A 16,451-nucleotide genomic window follows, 5' to 3' on the forward strand; every position below is an offset into this window, starting at 1 on the left:
GGTTCCTCAGAGGCGGCAGGCGTGGATGGCCGTGGTGAGGATGGCCCGGGCCCCGATGTCGTACAGGTCGTCCATGATCCGCTGGGCCTCCTTGGCCGGGACCATGGCCCGCACGGCGACCCAGCCCTCGTTGTGCAGCGGCGACACGGTCGGGGACTCCAGGCCCGGGGTGAGGGCGACGGCCTTCTCGAGCTGCTCGACGCGGCAGTCGTAGTCCATCATCACGTACGTCCGGGCCACCAGGACGCCCTGGAGGCGACGCAGGAACTGCTGGACCTTGGTCTCTTCGGCGTCGGCGCCGGTGCGGCGGACGACGATCGCCTCGGACTTCATGATCGGCTCGCCGATGACCTCCAGGCCTGCGTTGCGCAGCGAGGTGCCGGTCTCGACGACGTCCGCGATGACCTCGGCGACGCCGAGCTGGATGGCGGTCTCCACCGCGCCGTCCAGGTGGACGACGGCGGCGTCGATGCCGTTGTCGGCGAGGTGCTTGGCGACGATGCCCTCGTAGGAGGTGGCGATCGTCATGCCGTTGAGGTCCTCCACGCCCTTCGCCGTGCCGGGCTTGGTGGCGTAGCGGAAGGTGGAGCGGGCGAAGCCGAGCGGGAGGATCTCCTCGGCGTTGGCGCCGGAGTCGATGAGCAGGTCACGGCCGGTGATGCCGATGTCGAGGCGGCCGGAGGAGACGTAGATGGCGATGTCGCGGGGGCGGAGGTAGAAGAACTCGACCTCGTTCTCCGGGTCGACGATCCTCAGCTCCTTGGACTCCCGGCGCTGCTGGTAGCCGGCCTCATGCAGCATCTCCGCCGCAGGGCCGGACAGTGAACCCTTGTTGGGGACGGCGATGCGCAGCATGAGGTCGGCTTCCTTCGTTCGTGCGTATGGGTGTACAGGTATTCGGTTTACGGCTCAGAGGTGGGCGTAGACGTCGTCCAGGGAGATCCCGCGCGCCACCATCATCACCTGGACGTGGTACAGCAGCTGGGAGATCTCCTCGGCGGCCGCCTCCTTGCCCTCGTACTCGGCGGCCATCCAGACCTCGGCGGCCTCTTCGACGACCTTCTTGCCGATGGCATGGACGCCCTTGCCGACCAGCTCGGCGGTGCGGGAAGTGGCGGGATCGCCGTGGGCGGCCTTGTGCTGGAGCTCGGTGAAGAGCTCCTCGAACGTCTTCTTGGACATGGTGGTCCTAACCCTACGCGCTGAGGGCCGTACCTCAGTGCCAGGGTTCAGATACTGAGCGGAGCGTGGCGGCCGTCGCCACCGCCGCCGTCACCGCCTCGTGCCCCTTGTCCTCGTTGGAACCCTCGAGGCCCGCGCGGTCCAGGGCCTGCTCCTCCGTGTCGCACGTCAGCACCCCGAAGCCGACCGGGACGCCGGTCTCGACGGAGACCTGGGTCAGGCCCTGGGTGACGCCCTGGCACACGTAGTCGAAGTGGGGGGTGCCACCGCGGATGACGACGCCGAGGGCGACGATCGCGTCGTATCCGCGGCCCGCGAGGACCTTCGCCGCGACCGGCAGCTCGAAGCTGCCGGGGACCCTGAGCAGGGTCGGCTCGTCGATCCCCAGCTCCCGCAGGGCGCGCAGGGCGCCGTCGACCAGACCGTCCATCACCTTGTCGTGCCACTGTGCCGCGATGACGGCGACCCGCAGGTCGCTCACGTTGCGTACGGACAGCTCCGGTGCACCCTTGCCGCTCACGTCTCTCCTCAGTGCTCTGTTACTGGTTGCCGCAGGCGGACACGGCGGTCGTGTCCAGCCAGGGCAGGTCGTGCCCCATCCGGTCCCGCTTGGTGCGCAGGTAGCGGAGGTTGTGTTCACCCGCCTGGACGGGCATCGGTTCCCGGGCGGTGACCTTGAGGCCGTAGCGCAGCAGGGCGGCGGTCTTCTCCGGGTTGTTGGTCATCAGGCGCACGCTGCTCACGCCGAGGTCCTTCAGGATCTGGGCGCCGGCGGCGTAGTCGCGGGCGTCGGCGGGCAGGCCCAGCTCCAGGTTGGCGTCCAGGGTGTCACGACCGCGCTCCTGGAGTTCGTACGCGCGCAGCTTGGACATCAGTCCGATACCGCGTCCCTCGTGGCCGCGCAGGTAGACGACCACGCCCCGGCCCTCGGCCTGGATGCGCCGCAGGGACGCCTCCAGCTGGGGGCCGCAGTCGCAGCGGGCGGAGCCGAAGACGTCGCCGGTCAGGCACTCGGAGTGGACGCGGACCAGAACGTCCTCACCGTCGCCGATCTCCCCGTGGACGAGGGCGACGTGCTCGACGCCGTCGACGGTGGACCGGTAGCCGTACGCCGTGAAGGTGCCGTGGGCGGTGGGCAGCCGGACCTCGGCCTCGCGGCGGACGGTCGGCTCGTCCGAGGTGCGGCGGTAGGCGATCAGGTCCTCGATGGAGATGATCGTCAGACCGTGCTTGCGGGCGAACGGGATCAGCTCCGGCAGCCGCAGCATGTGGCCGTCCTCGCCGGCGATCTCCACGATGGCGCCGGCCGGGCGCAGTCCCGCGAGCCGGGCGAGGTCGACGGCGGCCTCGGTGTGGCCGTTGCGTACCAGGACGCCGCCGGACTTGGCGCGCAGCGGGAAGACGTGGCCGGGCCGCACGAAGTCCGAGGGCTCAGCCGTGCCGCTCGCCAGCAGCTGAAGCGTGGTGGCGCGGTCGGAGGCGGAGATACCGGTGGTCACGCCGTGGGCGGCGGAGGCGTCGACGGAGACCGTGAAGGCGGTCTTCATCGACTCGTTGTTCTCGTCGACCATCTGGGGGAGCCCGAGCCGGTCCAGCTCCTCGCCCTCCATGGGGACGCAGATCAGGCCGCGGCACTCGCTCATCATGAAGGCGACGATCTCGGGGGTGATCTTCTCGGCGGCGATCACGAGGTCGCCCTCGTTCTCGCGGTCCTCGTCGTCGACGACCACGACCGGGCGGCCGGCCGCGATGTCGGCTACGGCCTGCTCGACCGGGTCGAGCGCGAAGTCCTCGATGGTGTCCGTGCTGTACAGAATCGGCGCCGTGCTCATACGGCGGCTCCTTCCAGGACGGGCCGCGCGGCCCTGCGGGAGCGCAGCCACCAGTCGCGCATGCCCCACAGGACGAGTGCGCCGTAGATGACGTAGACGAATCCGGAGAAGGCGAAGCCGTTGGCGAAGTTGAGCGGGACGCCGACGGCGTCGACGAGCAGCCAGGCGAACCAGAACTCGACCATGCCGCGCGCCTGGGCGTACATGGCGACGATCGTGCCGACGAAGATGTACGCGTCCGGCCACGGGTCCCACGACAGCGCCGGGTAGGCGGTGAACAGGCCGGCCACGGCGAGGGTGCCCACGGCCGCGGCGCCGACGAGGATGCCGCGTTCCCGCCAGGTGGCGAAGCGCGGCGCGATGTGACCGTCCGCCGCCTGGCCCTTGCCGCGGTTCCACTGCCACCAGCCGTAGACGGCGACGACCATGACGACGACCTGCTTGCCGGCGCTGCCGGAGAGGTGGGCCGTGGCGAAGGCGGCGAAGAGGATCAGGCCGGACAGGAACTGCACCGGCCAGCTCCATATGGAGCGCCGCCAGCCGAAGGCGAGGCCGAGCAGACCGATCACGTTGCCGATCATGTCGGACCACTTGATGTGCTGGCCGAGGAGGGTGAAGGCCTCGGAGTTCAGCCAGTTCACTTGGTGGCCCCCTGACCGGCCAGGAGGCTCTCGACGTACTTGGCGATGATGTCGACCTCGAGGTTGACCGGGTCGCCGGGCTGCTTGAGGCCGAGGGTGGTCAGCGCGAGGGTGGTCGGGATGAGGCTCACGGAGAAGTGGTCGCCTCCGGCCTCGACGACCGTGAGGCTGATGCCGTCCACCGTGATGGAGCCCTTCTCCACGACGTAGCGGGACAGGTCCGCCGGGAGCGAGATCTTCACGATCTCCCAGTGCTCGGAGGGCCGGCGCTCCAGGACCGTGCCGGTGCCGTCGACATGGCCCTGCACGATGTGGCCGCCGAGACGGGTGCCGACGGCGGTGGGGCGTTCGAGGTTGACACGGGAGCCGACCGTGAGGGCGCCGAGGCTGGAGCGGTTCAGGGTCTCCGCCATGACGTCGGCGGTGAACTCGTCGCCCTCGTGCTCCACGACGGTGAGACAGACGCCGTTGACCGCGATGGAGTCGCCGTGACGGGCGCCTTCGGTGACGACGGGTCCACGGAGCCGGAAGCGGGAGGAGTCGCCGAGATTCTCGACGGCGGTGACCTCACCCAGCTCTTCGACGATTCCGGTGAACACTTCCCGGGTCCTCCTGCCTCGATGGGGCACGGACTCCGGGGCCTGTCGATGACGACAGCAGACACGAGCGGGGACACCGGGGGCGACGCCGGACTGGCCTCGTCCGCATGGACGAGCCGAGACGGCGGCGCGCACGAATGCCCGCCCGCCGCGCACTGCCTCCCATCCGGACTTTAACCGTCGGTCCAGGAATTCCACCTGGTCAACCGGCCGCTGGAAGCGACCGGGTCGCGGACTATAACCGCCGGTTCGGACTTTCACCGACCCCGGAGTGCGCTGCTTCTGGTACAGCCTCAGTGTGCCACGACTGATCGATGGCCAACCCGGTGAACTGCTGTGTGGTGCCTCACATGTTCACATGCTGGACATCTTCGACTACGGCGCCTGCCCGCCTTCGTCCCCACCACGGCAACAGGCGCTTCACGAGAGCCACTTGAGATTGGTCCATACCTATTGACGGGGCTGATCCGCCCCACCTAGGGTCGGCGCTCGCGGCGCGGTGCGCCGCCCTCGAACGGCCCGGCGGCGGTGACGAAGGCCCTTGCCCGCCGCCGGGCCTGCGGATGGCATGACCGCAGCGGTACGGCCGCCTGTCGCCGTGCGGGCTCCTTTCGCAGGGCGGACGCCTACCGCTCAGGGGGCGTGAACAGCTCGTCCTGGGCTCCGTCCCGTGCCGTCAGCAGTGCTCCCCGCAGGACCGCGCCGCCGCCCAGGGTGCTCGCGCGCACGTCGGTGGCCAGCGGTGACACGCGGGCCAGACGCTCCGCGACCCGCGCGGCGAGGACGTCCCCGCCCGCCTGCCCGACCTCACCCCCGAGCACGACACAGCCGGGATCGAGGATGGCGGCCACGGAGGCGGCACCGACGGCGAGCCGGTCGGCGAGGGCGTCGAGGAAACGGCCGGCCCGCTCCTCCGGGGGCACCTCCGTCACCCCGCTGCCGCCGCCCGCCTCCACCCCCGCGACCGCCGCGACCGCCCCCCGCACCAGGGCCGCCGCCGGCAGTTCTCGCGCGGCCCGCCCCGCCGACAACCCGTGCTCTCCCGCCAGTTCCACGATCGCCGCCGCCCCCGCCAGGGAGTGGAATCCGCCCTCGCAGTCCGTCGCCGACGGCAGGGTGGCGGTGCCCGGGACCGGCAGGAAGCCGATCTCGCCCGTGCCGCCCGAAGCGCCGCGGCGCAGTGCGCCGTCCAGGACCACCGCCGCGCCCGTGCCATGACCCAGCCACAGCAGGACGAACGTGTCGCGGTCCCGCGCCACGCCCTCGCGCTGCTCGGCCAGCGCCGCGAGGTTGGTCTCGTTCTCGACGATCACCCGGGCGGGCAGCCGCTCCTGGAGCGCGGCGACCAGGCGGCGGTGCCACTCCGGCAGCCCGGCGGAGTCGCGGAGTTCACCGGTGGCGGGGTCGATGAGCCCGGGCGCCCCGATCCCGACCGTGTGCAGCCTGTCGGCACCGGCCTCCTTCGCGGCACGCTCCACCAGCAGCACCGCCTGCTCGACCGCCGGCCCGGTGCCGGTGTCGCCGCCGATCGGCACGGAGGCCTCCGCGAGCACCCCGCCCAGCAGATCCGACACCAGCACGGAAACGCTCTCGGTGCGCACGTCCAGGGCCCCGAGGTGGGCCCGGTCGGCGACGATCCCGTACAGCCGCGCGTTCGGCCCGCGTCGCTGCTCGCCCGACTCCCCCACCACCGCGATCAGTCCGGCGGCCGTGAGCCGTTCGACGAGGTCGGCGACCGTGGGCCGGGACAGCCCGGTCAGCTGCTTCAACTGCCCTGCCGTCAAGGGGCCTTCCTGCTGAAGCAGGCGCAGGGCGAGCCGGTCGTTGATGGCCCGGGCGGTGCTCGGGGATGCGGGCATGCCGGGATCCTTCCAGATCTGCCACCGCGCCGCTCCGGCGCGGCCTCGGGCCCCTATCTATCAGGCAGGGTTCCTGATAGTTTACGTCGGCGCGCAGGGAGGACACCGCCGGGAGGGGCCCGAGAATGAGCGAGATGAGTGAAGCGAGCCGACAAGAGGTGAGGCGCGCCCGGTACGCCGTGGCGGCGGTGTTCGCCGTGCACGGCGCCGTCACCGGCTCGTTCGCCACCCGCGTGCCCTGGATCCAGGACCACGCGCACGTCAGCGCCGGCCAGCTCGGCATCGCCCTGGCGTTCCCCGCGCTCGGCGCGTCCCTGGCGATGCCGCTCGCGGGCCGGATCAGCCACCGGTTCGGCGCCCGGACTGCGCTGCGCGGACTGCTCTCCCTGTGGACGCTGTCCCTCCTCCTGCCCTCCCTCTCCCCCGATCTGCTCACCCTGTGCGCGGCCCTGTTCGTCTACGGCGCCTCGGCCGGCATGGCGGACGTCGCGATGAACGCGCTCGGTGTGGAGGTGGAGAACCGCCTCGGCAGGTCGATCATGTCCGGACTGCACGGCCTGTGGAGCGCCGGCGCCCTGATCGGCTCGGCGGCCGGCACGCTCGCCGCCCACCTCGGCTCGGACGCCCGGCTGCACCACGCCCTGGCCGCCGCCGTGCTGACCGTACTGGGCCTCGTCGCCTGCACCTGGGTCCTCGACCTGCAGCCCGCCGAGGACGAGGAGCCGCCGCCCCGGTTCGCGCTGCCGCCCAAGTCGGCGCTGCTCATCGGTGCGGTCGGCTTCTGCGCGGTGTTCGCGGAGGGCGCCAGCCTTGACTGGTCGGCGGTCTATCTGCGCGACCAGCTGGACAGTTCCGCGGGACTGGCCGCCGCCTGCACCACCGGTTTCACGCTCACCATGGCACTCGCGCGGATCGCGGGGGACAAGGTGGTGGACCGCTACGGGGCGGTGCGCACCGTCCGGGTGGGCGGTGTCCTCGCCGCGCTCGGCGGGCTGCTCATCGTCGTCGCGAACCACCCGGCTCTCGCCATGGGCGGCTTCGCGTTGATGGGTCTGGGCATCGCGGTCGTCGTCCCGCTGTGCTTCGCGGCGGCGGGCCGCAGCGGCCCCAACCCGAGCCAGGCCATCGCGGGCGTGGCCACCATCACGTACACCTCGGGCCTGGTCGCGCCGGGCGCGATCGGCACGCTGGCCCAGGCCACGAGCCTGGTCGCGTCGTTCGGTCTGGTGACCGTCCTGGCCTGCGGGCTCGCGGGGTTCGCGGGGGTCCTCCGAGCGGGCGACCGAGGCCGCCCACAGGGTGCGACGGCCGCCGGTGCCGCATCCTCGGGGCGGGTACCAGCGGTGGAGGAACCGTTCTGTTCCCTGCCCGAGGCTCGGCGCCCGGGTTCGGACCGCCGAAGCGACTGAGGTGCCTGTGTCCACCGGATGCGGATCGGCGCCCTGGCGCTGATGCCGGGTCCTGGGGGGTCGGCTGCGAGAGGAGCCCCGACCAGCCGGGGGATCGCTGGTCGGGGCGGCTCATGGGGTGGACGTGCCGCTCACGGGTGTGGAAGGGCCTCGGCCTCTTCGACGCTTCAGCGTTGCTGGAGGAGCACGTCCGCCGCCCGTTCGGCGAGCATGGTCACGGGTGCGTGCGTGTGGGCCCGTACGATGCTCGGCATCGCGGAGGCGTCCACCACACGCAGACCCGTCAGCCCTCTGACCGCGAACGTCGGGTCGACCACCGAGCGCTCGTCCGTGCCCATCCGGCAGGTGATCACGAGGTGGTGGATACTGCCGCCGGTGGCGCGGATGTAGGCGGTGACGTCGTCGAGGTCCTCGGACAGGGCGCCATCCGTGAGCGGCTTGCCCACCCACTGCGCGAAGTCCGGCTGCTGCAGGACGCGTTGTGCCTCGCGTACGCCCGCCACGAGCGTCTCTCCAGTAGGGCGTCGGAGCTCCTGGCTCGCACCGCGGACATGCTTTCGGCACTGACGACACCGGAGATCGCGGAGAGCTATCGGATACCGGCTGAAACGGATGGCCCCGTTCCGTTGAAAGAGGCCGAACTCGGTAAACGCCTGACAGCGCGCGGACCCACACCTGCCTATCCTGAATCTGCGGTGTCTTCCTCGCGTCCAGAAGAAGGGGATGCGGCGCAAGGGGCAGCGGCGTATGGCTGTCCCGAGACCCGAGACACCCGCACAGCCGAGACGCCTACTGTCGGGAGCGGGCATGGCTGATCGCGCAACGATGGAGCGTATCTGGGAAGCCCACACCGCCGGCGAGTTCGTGGCGCAGGACGTGGAGGCCACGATGGCCACGATGGACGACGACCCCATCGTCGTCCATGTGCCGACCGCCATGGGCGGTAGCGGGTACGACGGCGTCAAGGACTTCTACGCACGCTGGTTCATTGGACGGAACCCGGACGATTTCACTGTGCGTTCGATATCCCGCACGGTGGGAGACGACAGCCTCGTAGACGAAATGATCGTGTCGTTCACCCACGACATCGAGGTGCCCTGGATTCTGCCTGGATTGGCACCCACCGGGCAGCAGGTCCGTATACCCGTCATCGCCGTCGTGGACTTCCGAGGCCCGCGTGTGCGGAGCGAGCGCATCTACTGGGATCAAACGGCGGTGCTCGCGCAGACGCAGTTGCTGAACGACGACATCGTCCGGCGCCTGCCCGTGGTCACCACACCGTTGGACGTACTGGACGGCAGGGTCCCCCTCAACCAGCTGACGTCGCCCCGCCTCGATGTCGAACCGTGAAGGTCAATCCCCTCGAACCCGGAACCGGCCCCAGTCGTCGATGAGCTCCTCAGAGCTCCTCAGTCCGCCGAGCGCAGCAGTTCCCGGCCCGTCGCCCTGAACCGCTCGCTCCACGAGGTCGGCCGCAGCGTGGTCGCGTCGAGCCGTACGAGGACCCTGGTGCCGTGCGCGTACGTCACCGCCCCGTCGGCCGAGCAGAACCGGAACCCGTACGTGAGCCCGGTGTTCCCGAGCCGCTCCAGCCACAGGTGAACGGCGTACGCGCCCGGCTTGGCGACCGGGGCGTCGTAGCTGATCCGCAGCTCCTTGACGGCGTTGCAGAAGTCGCCCGCCGCCTCCCAGTCGCCCTCGAAGCGGTACCCGCGCTCCTGCCACAGGGTGGACCAGGCGCGCTCGACCATGACCGGGTAGCGGGCGTTGTGCAGCAGTCCGAGCGCGTCCAGGTCGTCGAAGTGGACGGTGACGGGGATCAGTCGGCCGTACGACACGACGGGCCCTGGCCGGGTCTCGGCGGTCACGGACGCGGGATCGGCTTCGACGGTCACGGGCGGGGGCTCCTCGATCTGACCCGGTGAGGCGCTCACGACAACTGCGGCGCTTGATCCCAGCCATGGTAAGCGCTCGCTCAGGACCTCCCGTCCACGGGTCGGCCGGCGATCGATTCCGGCTGCTCGGCGGCCGGCCTCGGCGCCCACAGGTCACCGCCGGACGATGCCTCCAGCAGGTGCACCGCCTTCTGGGCAGGCGTACCGCCGATCATACACGTGAACACAGTTCGCGACTGTAACCGTGTGAGCGCAGGGCCCCCTGGTGCCGGTGACAATGGTTCGGACAGTTCTTCACGTACAGAGAAAGAGAAGCCGCACCATGGACCTCGGCGTGCGCTGGAAGTTGCACGGTGACGGGCGCACGCCCGCGCCCGGAGCGGTCGTCCGTCCCGACGAACGCCTCTCCTGGCCCCGTACGGTCGGGCTCGGCGCCCAGCACGTCGTGGCCATGTTCGGTGCGTCCTTCGTGGCGCCCGTGCTCATGGGCCTGGACCCCAACCTGGCGATCATGATGTCCGGCGTCGCCACCGCGATCTTCCTGCTGGCGACGCGCGGCCGGATACCGAGCTACCTCGGCTGTTCACTGTCCTTCGTGGGTGTCGCCGCGGTGATCCGGGCGCAGGGCGGCACCAGCGCCACCGTGACCGGCGCGGTGTTCGTCGTGGGCATCGTGCTGTTCCTCATCGGCCTCGCGGTCCAGCGGTTCGGGGCGCGGATCATCCATGCGGCGATGCCGCCGATCGTGACCGGCGCGGTCGTGATGCTGATCGGCTTCAACCTGGCGCCGGTGACCGCGTCGACGTACTGGCCGCAGGACCAGTGGACCGCGCTGCTGGTGATGCTGTTCACCGGGCTGGCCGTGGTGTGCCTGCGCGGGTTCTGGTCCCGAATCGCGATCTTCCTCGGGCTGGTGTTCGGGTACGGGATCTCCTGGCTGTTCGACCGCGTCTTCGGGAAGATCCACTCGGTGGACGCGAGCGGAAAGCTCACCGACCACTGGCGCCTGGACCTGTCCGGCGTCGGCAAGGCGGACTGGATCGGCCTGCCCCACTTCCACGGACCGTCCTTCCAGTGGTCCGCGATCCTGGTGGCGCTGCCCGTGGTGATCGCTCTGGTCGCGGAGAACGCGGGGCACGTCAAGGCGGTCGGCGAGATGACCGGCGATCCGCTGGACGACAGGCTGGGCACGGCGATCTCCGCCGACGGGGTCGCCTCGATGCTCTCCACCGCGGTCGGCGGCCCGCCCAACACCACGTACTCCGAGAACATCGGCGTGATGGCCGCCACCCGCGTCTACTCGACCGCCGCCTACTGGGCCGCGGCCGGCTTCGCCCTCCTGTTCGGGATCTGCCCCAAGTTCGGCGCGGTCGTGGCTGCCATCCCCGGCGGAGTGCTCGGCGGCATCACCGTCATCCTGTACGGCATGATCGGTCTGCTCGGCGCGCAGATCTGGCTCCACGCCAAGGTGGACCTGCGCAACCCGCTGAACCTGGTGCCGGCCGCGGCGGGCATCATCATCGGTGTCGGCAACGTCACCATGAAGTTCACCGACCACTTCTCGCTGAGCGGCATCGCATTGGGCACGCTGGTCGTCATCACCGGCTACCACGCGCTGCGGGCGTTCGCCCCCGCCCACCTCAAGGCCCAGGAGCCGCTTCTGGACTCGGGCACCTCCGCCTACGACGAGGAGGCCGAGAAGGAAGCCGACGCGAAGGCTCACCGCGCCAAGTCGTAGACGTACGACAGCGAGAACGCTCCCGGCGTTCCCTTGCGGCCGTCCGACTCGCCCGGCAGCTTCACCCACTGACAGGCGTCGGTCCTGGTCTGTCCCGTACGCGGCGTCGGGGTCTGCCCGATCCTGCGGCCGGCCGGGTCGCACCACTGACCGTCGGCCCGGCGGGGACGCGGCCCTCGGCACCCGCGGCCGAGGTGACGGCCCGCACGCGGGTGGTGATCGTCGACGGTGTGGGGTGTCGGCGAACCGGACGGTGGCGGGGCGGTCTGCGATGCATGACTCGATGCCCGCCGGGGGTCGTCGGGGTGGGTGGCTATCCAGTCGAGTACCGGCGAGTCGGGGCGACGGTAGAGCCGCACGGGCACTACCCCTGTCCTCGGACTGCGGGCGGAGGGGGAGAGAGTGGGGCGGGAGCGGCGGACGAGACCCGGGTGAGGCTCGGCGTCGGGGACGTCCCGGGCGTTTCGGCCCGGCGTCGGCGACGGGACGGGCGGCGGCACGATGGCGCCCGGCGGGTCACGGCGAGCCGGGCCCGGTCGGTCCCGCGCCCGTCGTCGAGCGCGGACATCGTCCCCGCCGCGGTGCCCACCGCGACCACCAGCGACGCCACCGCACCATGACGGCGCGTCGCGCGGCGCGCCTGCGCGCGGCCCGCCGCTCGGCCGGCCGCCGGATGCGTAAGTCGGACACCTGCCGCTCCCCTGTCCCCCTCATGGCCCATCGGTGCCGTCCCCCGTTCCGGGGAAGCCCGCGGGCCGGTGGCGCCCCGGTGGGCGCAGGGCTGGAACTCTGCCCTCATGGTGGGGTTGGAGCAGTTCACGACAGAAGTGGACACGGTCGTCACTCGCATGCGCGCGCTCGGCGGGACCTGGCCGGAGGACGACGGCGTCGCGGTCTTCAACCGGGTCTACCTCGCCGTCACCGAGGAGATCGACCGGCGCCTGGACGGTGGGTACTTCGCCGATCGACGGCAGGCGGTCACCCTGGACGTCCGGTTCGCCGAGCGGTACCTGTCCGTGGCCGAAGGGGCACCGGTCCCGGCCTGCTGGCGACCGCTGTTCCAGTTCCGGCGCCATCCCGGCGTACGGCCGCTGCAGTTCGCGCTCGCAGGCATCAATGCGCACATCGGGCACGACCTGGCGCTCGCCGTCGTGGACGCCTGTCGTGCGCTCCGCTGCGAACCGGCCGATCTCGAGAACGAGTTCGAGCGTGTCGGCGACGTCCTCGTCGCGCTGGAGGAACGCATCCGCGAAGACCTCATGCCCGGTCCCGACCTGCTCGAGATCGCCGACCCGCTCACCCATCTGATCGGAGCCTGGAGCCTGGAGCGGGCACGCGAGGCGGCCTGGTCGGCGGCCAGGGCCCTGTGGGCACTGCGGGAACTGGCGGACGTGGCCGAGGAGTTCGAACGGCGCCTCGACGCCGCGGTGGGGTTCGCGAGCCGGATGCTGCTCACGCCACTGACGCGCTGATCCGGTCATCCTGCCTGTCGGACCGGGAACTCCCTTGAGATCGCTGTACGTTGACCCGCGCAGACCCCCTTGCGAAGGAGCACAGGCATGGCGACCCGGCTCGGACTCGGCCTTCCGCAGAACCGGCAGTACGAGATCGGCAAGGACGTGCCCGACGTGGCACGCACCGCCGAGCAGATCGGCTACGAGAGCCTGTGGGTGTACGAGCGGGCCCTGTACCCGGAGCCCGCCGGTCAGGGCCTGTACGGCATCGAGGGCCTCCCCTGGCCGGACTCGTATCGCAACGTGGCCGACCCCCTGGTCACCCTCACCCTGGCCGCGGCGGCCACCGAGCGGGCCCGGCTCGGCTCGAGCGTGCTGGTCGCCCCGCTGCACCAGCCGTTCCAGCTGGCCAAGGCCCTGGCTTCGCTGGACGCGGCGAGCGGCGGACGGGTGATCGCCGGCTTCGGCACCGGCTGGTCCCTGGACGAATACGCGGCCGCGGGCATCCGCCCGATCAAGGAGCGCGGCCAGGTGCTGGACGAGGTGATCGATGTGTGCCGCGCGGTGTGGGGCCCGGACCCGGTGCGCTACGAGGGCCGTATCACGAAGATCGCGTCCGCCGTGGTCGGGCCCAAGCCCGCCCGGCCGATCCCGATCCTGCTCGCCGCGAGCAACAGGAAGGCCCTGACCCGGCTCGTCGACCACGCCGACGGCTGGCTGCCGGTGGGCATGGGCGTCGAGCAGATCGCCACCCAGTGGCAGGAACTGCAGGACCTGGCGGCCGAACGCGGCCGTCCTGAGCCCATCCAGACGGTCCTTCGGGTGAACGCCGAGTACCAGGCCAAGGCCTACGACGGCGCCGACCGCCGCCCCTTCCAGGGCAGCGCCGACCAGATCGTCGAGGACCTGGTCGCGCACGCGTCGATCGGTCTGGAGGAGATCCTCGTCGACCTCCAGGCCACCCCGCGGGACGCCCAGGAGCTCAAGGACGTCGCCGCGGAGGTGTACGAGAAGGCGCGGGCGGCCGGGGTGTGACCGCCCCGGGAGGACTCAGTCCTCCGGGAGCTCGACGGGTGCGATCTCGTCGTAGACGTCACCGGGACCGGGGTTGGCCGGGTCGGTCGCGCCGCCGAGGTGGTGCATGACGCCCCACACGGCGTTCAGCGCGGTCTGCACGGCGCCCTCGGCCCAGCCGGCCGTCCAGGAGACGTCGTCGCCGGCGAGGAAGATGCCCCGCTTGTCGGCGGGCAGCCGGTCCTGCATGAAGTGCGTGAACAGGCGCCGCTGGTAGCGGTAGTGGCCGGGCAGGTTGGCCTTGAACGCGCCCATGAAGTAGGGCTCGTTCTCCCAGGAGACCGTGACCGGGTTGCCGATGATGTGCTTCCTGATGTCGACCTTCGGGTAGATCTCGCCGAGCGACTTCAGCATGACCTCCATCCGCTCGTTGGCGGACAGCGGAAGCCACTTCAGGCTGTCGTCGCACCAGGTGTACGACAGGCAGATGACGGCGGGCTTGTCGGGTCCGTTGTCGAGCAGATACGTCCCGCGGGTCATCCGGTCGGTCAGCGTCATCGACATGACGTCGCGGCCGGTCTCCTCGTCCTTGTCGAGCCAGAACGGCCGGTCGACCGGCACGAAGAGCTTGCTGGACTCCATGTAGTGGGTGCGCTCGATGGCGGTCCAGTGGTCGATCGGGAAGAGGGCGTCGTCACACTGGATCTTGGACAGCAGCATCCAGGACTGGGCGGTGAAGATCGCCGCCCGGTAGGTGCGGATGTCGCCGTTCGCGTCCGTCACCGTGATCCGGTTGCCCGTGGTGCGGTGCAGCCGGGTCACGGCGGGGCGGGGCTCGCCGTTCACATGCAGGGACTTCAGGGAGGTCCCGTGCGGCCAGTGCACGATCTTCTCCGGCTCGCGCTCCCACAGACGCAGCGGCAGCTGCTGGGAGCCGCCGACGATGCCGCGGTGGTGGTCGTCGGCCTCGGTGTAGACGACCCGCAGGATCTCCAGGATGGAGTTCGGGAAGTCGGTGTCCCAGCCGCCGGTGCCGAATCCGACCTGGCCGAAGATCTCGCGGTGCCGGAAGGACTTGAAGGCCTCGGATTCACAGAGGAAGCCGTAGAAGGTCTGGTTGTCGAGCTTCTCGACCAGCTTCGACCAGATCTCACGGATGCGCTTGACGTCGCGCTCCCGCATGGCGCGGTTCATGTCGGAGAAGTCGGCGCCCTCCTCCAGGCACCGGTTCCAGGCGGCCGCGACGTCACGGTAGACCTGCGGCAGGTCGTCGATCGTCTCGGCGTAGTGCGACTCGCCCTTGAGGTCGACGACGGTCGACGGGGTGGCTTCGGCGAGCGGGTTGGGGAACGGCCTCGTCTCCAGGCCCGCCAGGTCGATGTAGTGCTGCAGGGCGGTGGAGGACGGCGGGAAGCGCATGGCGCCCATCTCGGCGGTCAGCGACGGGTCGCACCCGTCGAAGCCCACCGTCCGCAGCCGTCCGCCGATCTGGTCGGCCTCGTACACGACGGGCTTGAGGCCCATCTTCATCAGCTCGTACGCGGCGACGATGCCGGACAGGCCGCCGCCGATGATCGCGACCTCGGTGCCGTGCTCGGTCGCGGGTATCTGGCCGAGGCCCGCCGGGTGGGCGAGGAAGTCGTCGTACGCGTACGGGAAGTCCGGGCCGAACATGGTGATCGGCGGCTGCTGCTCGTCTGCGTGCTCGACGGCGTTGGGCACCGTGGACGTCATGGGGTACGGACTCCTTGCGCGGAAAGAACTCGGGGGAGGCTCGGAAGGATGAGGGGTCAGACCAGGGACCCGTAGAGGCCGGGGCGGCGGTCCTTCAGGTACGGGTTCGCCTCGCGGGAGGCGGCGAGATGGACGGGGTCGACGTCGGCGAGGACGAGTTCCTCGACGCGGCCGGCCCGGGCCCGGGCGACCCCGTCGGGACCGGCCAGGGTGGAGAGCCCGACGAACTCGAACTCGCCTTCCTGGCCGACCCGGTTGACGTAGGCGACGTACATCTGGTTCTCGAAGGCCCGCACCGGCACGAGGGACTCGGCGACGAACTGGAACGGATGCATCTGCGCCGTGGGAACGACCAGGAGGTCGGTGCCGGCCAGGGCGTGGGCGCGGACGTTCTCCGGGAACTCCACGTCGTAGCAGATCATGATGCCGACGCGCAGACCGTCGAGTTCCGCCTGGACGACCGGCTGGTCGCCCGGGGTGAAGTGGTCGCGTTCGAAACAGCCGAACAGGTGGGTCTTGCGGTAGTTCGCGAGGCGGGTGCCGTCGGCGGAGATCAGCTGGGCGGAGTTGTAGACCGTCTCGCCCTCCCGCTCCGGGTAGCCGTAGGCGACCGCGAGACCGTGCCGGGAGGAGATCTCGGCGATCGCGTCCGCCCAGTCGCCGTCGGCGGGCTCGGCGAGCCGGGCGATGTCATCGCCGATCGCGTACCCGGTGAGGAACATCTCCGGCGCGACCAGCAGCCCGGCGCCCGCGGCGGCGGCACGCCCCGCGGCCTGGTCGAGGACCTTGAGGTTCTCGCCGACCGAGCCGGGATGTCCGGAGCTCTGGAGCAGGGCGGTGCGCATGCGTGTTTCTCCACCGGTACGGAAGGGGGTTCGGGGGTCGATTAGACGGTACGGTCGGCACCTTGGGCCGGACAAGAAGGAGCCGTTGCGCGCCGACGAGCGATTCGTTGCGTCCGCCGGGCCTTCTACGGCGATTCGTTGCGCGGCCCCCGCTCGCCCTGGGCAGTGGCGCCGTTGCGCCGTTGTCACCGTTCGGGCGCTCACCGTTCGGGCGCTGCGGACTGCACCCCGACCACGTGCTGGGCGACC

17 protein-coding genes and 1 riboswitch are annotated in these 16,451 nt (G+C 70.7%); of the genes, 5 read left to right on the forward strand and 12 right to left on the reverse strand.

From position 1 onward, the window contains the following. Positions 1-6: 6 nt before the first annotated feature. The 7 genes from hisG to SY2F82_RS23495 form a co-directional block, all read right to left on the reverse strand. Complete coding sequence (gene hisG / locus SY2F82_RS23465; RefSeq protein WP_200421154.1) at positions 7-855, reverse strand: ATP phosphoribosyltransferase; 849 nt, start codon at positions 853-855, stop codon at positions 7-9. Between the two features lie 54 nt (positions 856-909). After that, positions 910-1,182: a phosphoribosyl-ATP diphosphatase gene (locus SY2F82_RS23470; protein ID WP_007491392.1), complete on the reverse strand. Its 273-nt coding sequence runs from the start codon at positions 1,180-1,182 to the stop codon at positions 910-912. Between the two features lie 34 nt (positions 1,183-1,216). After that, positions 1,217-1,702 carry a 6,7-dimethyl-8-ribityllumazine synthase gene (gene ribH / locus SY2F82_RS23475; protein WP_103842313.1) on the reverse strand — a complete coding sequence of 162 codons (486 nt, stop codon included), beginning with the start codon at positions 1,700-1,702 and terminating at the stop codon, positions 1,217-1,219. Positions 1,703-1,721: 19 nt separating this feature from the next. Then, complete coding sequence (locus SY2F82_RS23480) at positions 1,722-3,014, reverse strand: bifunctional 3,4-dihydroxy-2-butanone-4-phosphate synthase/GTP cyclohydrolase II (RefSeq protein WP_200421155.1); 1,293 nt, start codon at positions 3,012-3,014, stop codon at positions 1,722-1,724. Then, a complete protein-coding gene (locus tag SY2F82_RS23485) occupies positions 3,011-3,655 on the reverse strand; it encodes a nicotinamide mononucleotide transporter family protein (RefSeq protein ID WP_200421156.1) in 645 nt (214 codons plus the stop codon). Before SY2F82_RS23485 ends, SY2F82_RS23480 begins: the two co-directional genes overlap by 4 nt. Next, entirely contained in the window at positions 3,652-4,254 is a 603-nt protein-coding gene (locus tag SY2F82_RS23490; protein ID WP_200421157.1) for a riboflavin synthase, read from the reverse strand. The genes SY2F82_RS23485 and SY2F82_RS23490 overlap by 4 nt, the downstream gene beginning before the upstream one ends. A gap of 148 nt (positions 4,255-4,402) precedes the next feature. Next, a riboswitch (FMN riboswitch) is annotated at positions 4,403-4,533 on the reverse strand. A 347-nt stretch (positions 4,534-4,880) separates the two neighbouring features. Beyond that, positions 4,881-6,113: an ROK family transcriptional regulator gene (locus tag SY2F82_RS23495; RefSeq protein ID WP_200421158.1), complete on the reverse strand. Its 1,233-nt coding sequence runs from the start codon at positions 6,111-6,113 to the stop codon at positions 4,881-4,883. A gap of 134 nt (positions 6,114-6,247) precedes the next feature. Here SY2F82_RS23495 and SY2F82_RS23500 point away from each other — a divergent pair, with 134 nt between their 5' ends. After that, positions 6,248-7,522 carry an MFS transporter gene (locus SY2F82_RS23500; protein WP_374707198.1) on the forward strand — a complete coding sequence of 425 codons (1,275 nt, stop codon included), beginning with the start codon at positions 6,248-6,250 and terminating at the stop codon, positions 7,520-7,522. Positions 7,523-7,689: 167 nt separating this feature from the next. Here the strand turns inward: SY2F82_RS23500 and SY2F82_RS39070 are convergent, their stop codons facing one another. Beyond that, a complete protein-coding gene (locus tag SY2F82_RS39070; RefSeq protein ID WP_236041761.1) occupies positions 7,690-8,025 on the reverse strand; it encodes a GMC oxidoreductase in 336 nt (111 codons plus the stop codon). 304 nt (positions 8,026-8,329) lie between these two features. Between SY2F82_RS39070 and SY2F82_RS23510 the strand changes: the two genes are divergently transcribed. Then, positions 8,330-8,872, forward strand: coding sequence for a nuclear transport factor 2 family protein (locus SY2F82_RS23510; RefSeq protein WP_236041762.1), 543 nt, complete (start codon positions 8,330-8,332; stop codon positions 8,870-8,872). 59 nt (positions 8,873-8,931) lie between these two features. Here SY2F82_RS23510 and SY2F82_RS23515 read toward each other — a convergent pair whose 3' ends face one another. Continuing rightward, positions 8,932-9,390 (reverse strand): thioesterase family protein, encoded by a 459-nt coding sequence (locus SY2F82_RS23515; RefSeq protein ID WP_200421489.1) that lies wholly within the window; start codon positions 9,388-9,390, stop codon positions 8,932-8,934. A gap of 349 nt (positions 9,391-9,739) precedes the next feature. Here SY2F82_RS23515 and SY2F82_RS23520 point away from each other — a divergent pair, with 349 nt between their 5' ends. Then, positions 9,740-11,155: a uracil-xanthine permease family protein gene (locus SY2F82_RS23520; protein ID WP_200421162.1), complete on the forward strand. Its 1,416-nt coding sequence runs from the start codon at positions 9,740-9,742 to the stop codon at positions 11,153-11,155. Here SY2F82_RS23520 and SY2F82_RS23525 read toward each other — a convergent pair. Continuing rightward, on the reverse strand, positions 11,137-11,655 hold the full coding sequence (locus SY2F82_RS23525; RefSeq protein WP_308437787.1) for a glycoside hydrolase family 6 protein: 519 nt from the start codon (positions 11,653-11,655) through the stop codon (positions 11,137-11,139). The two genes, SY2F82_RS23520 and SY2F82_RS23525, sit on opposite strands and share 19 nt — an antisense overlap. Before the next feature lie 297 nt (positions 11,656-11,952). Between SY2F82_RS23525 and SY2F82_RS23530 the strand changes: the two genes are divergently transcribed. Both SY2F82_RS23530 and SY2F82_RS23535 read left to right on the forward strand, forming a co-directional pair. Then, positions 11,953-12,627 (forward strand): DUF5995 family protein, encoded by a 675-nt coding sequence (locus SY2F82_RS23530; protein ID WP_200421163.1) that lies wholly within the window; start codon positions 11,953-11,955, stop codon positions 12,625-12,627. 87 nt (positions 12,628-12,714) lie between these two features. Then, a complete protein-coding gene (locus SY2F82_RS23535; protein ID WP_200421164.1) occupies positions 12,715-13,644 on the forward strand; it encodes an LLM class F420-dependent oxidoreductase in 930 nt (309 codons plus the stop codon). 15 nt (positions 13,645-13,659) lie between these two features. Here SY2F82_RS23535 and SY2F82_RS23540 read toward each other — a convergent pair whose 3' ends face one another. Beyond that, positions 13,660-15,357, reverse strand: coding sequence for an NAD(P)/FAD-dependent oxidoreductase (locus tag SY2F82_RS23540; protein WP_200421165.1), 1,698 nt, complete (start codon positions 15,355-15,357; stop codon positions 13,660-13,662). A 56-nt stretch (positions 15,358-15,413) separates the two neighbouring features. Then, positions 15,414-16,202 (reverse strand): carbon-nitrogen hydrolase family protein, encoded by a 789-nt coding sequence (locus SY2F82_RS23545; RefSeq protein ID WP_200421166.1) that lies wholly within the window; start codon positions 16,200-16,202, stop codon positions 15,414-15,416. Positions 16,203-16,451: the final 249 nt, after the last annotated feature.

It is taken from the genome of Streptomyces sp. Y2F8-2 (genome assembly GCF_014905555.1).
Lineage (GTDB): Bacteria > Actinomycetota > Actinomycetes > Streptomycetales > Streptomycetaceae > Streptomyces > Streptomyces cynarae.

What these genes read in the sequence shown, in the direction of transcription:
- SY2F82_RS23535 (WP_200421164.1), top strand. Translation starts at nt 12,715, where the DNA reads ATGGCGACCCGGCTCGGACTCGGCCTTCCGCAGAACCGGCAGTACGAG.
- SY2F82_RS23510 (WP_236041762.1), top strand. Translation starts at nt 8,330, where the DNA reads ATGGCTGATCGCGCAACGATGGAGCGTATCTGGGAAGCCCACACCGCC.
- SY2F82_RS23495 (WP_200421158.1), bottom strand. Translation starts at nt 6,113, where the DNA reads ATGCCCGCATCCCCGAGCACCGCCCGGGCCATCAACGACCGGCTCGCC.
- SY2F82_RS23545 (WP_200421166.1), bottom strand. Translation starts at nt 16,202, where the DNA reads ATGCGCACCGCCCTGCTCCAGAGCTCCGGACATCCCGGCTCGGTCGGC.
- SY2F82_RS23470 (WP_007491392.1), bottom strand. Translation starts at nt 1,182, where the DNA reads ATGTCCAAGAAGACGTTCGAGGAGCTCTTCACCGAGCTCCAGCACAAG.
- SY2F82_RS23480 (WP_200421155.1), bottom strand. Translation starts at nt 3,014, where the DNA reads ATGAGCACGGCGCCGATTCTGTACAGCACGGACACCATCGAGGACTTC.
- SY2F82_RS23500 (WP_374707198.1), top strand. Translation starts at nt 6,248, where the DNA reads ATGAGTGAAGCGAGCCGACAAGAGGTGAGGCGCGCCCGGTACGCCGTG.
- SY2F82_RS23520 (WP_200421162.1), top strand. Translation starts at nt 9,740, where the DNA reads ATGGACCTCGGCGTGCGCTGGAAGTTGCACGGTGACGGGCGCACGCCC.
- hisG (WP_200421154.1), bottom strand. Translation starts at nt 855, where the DNA reads ATGCTGCGCATCGCCGTCCCCAACAAGGGTTCACTGTCCGGCCCTGCG.
- SY2F82_RS23540 (WP_200421165.1), bottom strand. Translation starts at nt 15,357, where the DNA reads ATGACGTCCACGGTGCCCAACGCCGTCGAGCACGCAGACGAGCAGCAG.
- SY2F82_RS23530 (WP_200421163.1), top strand. Translation starts at nt 11,953, where the DNA reads ATGGTGGGGTTGGAGCAGTTCACGACAGAAGTGGACACGGTCGTCACT.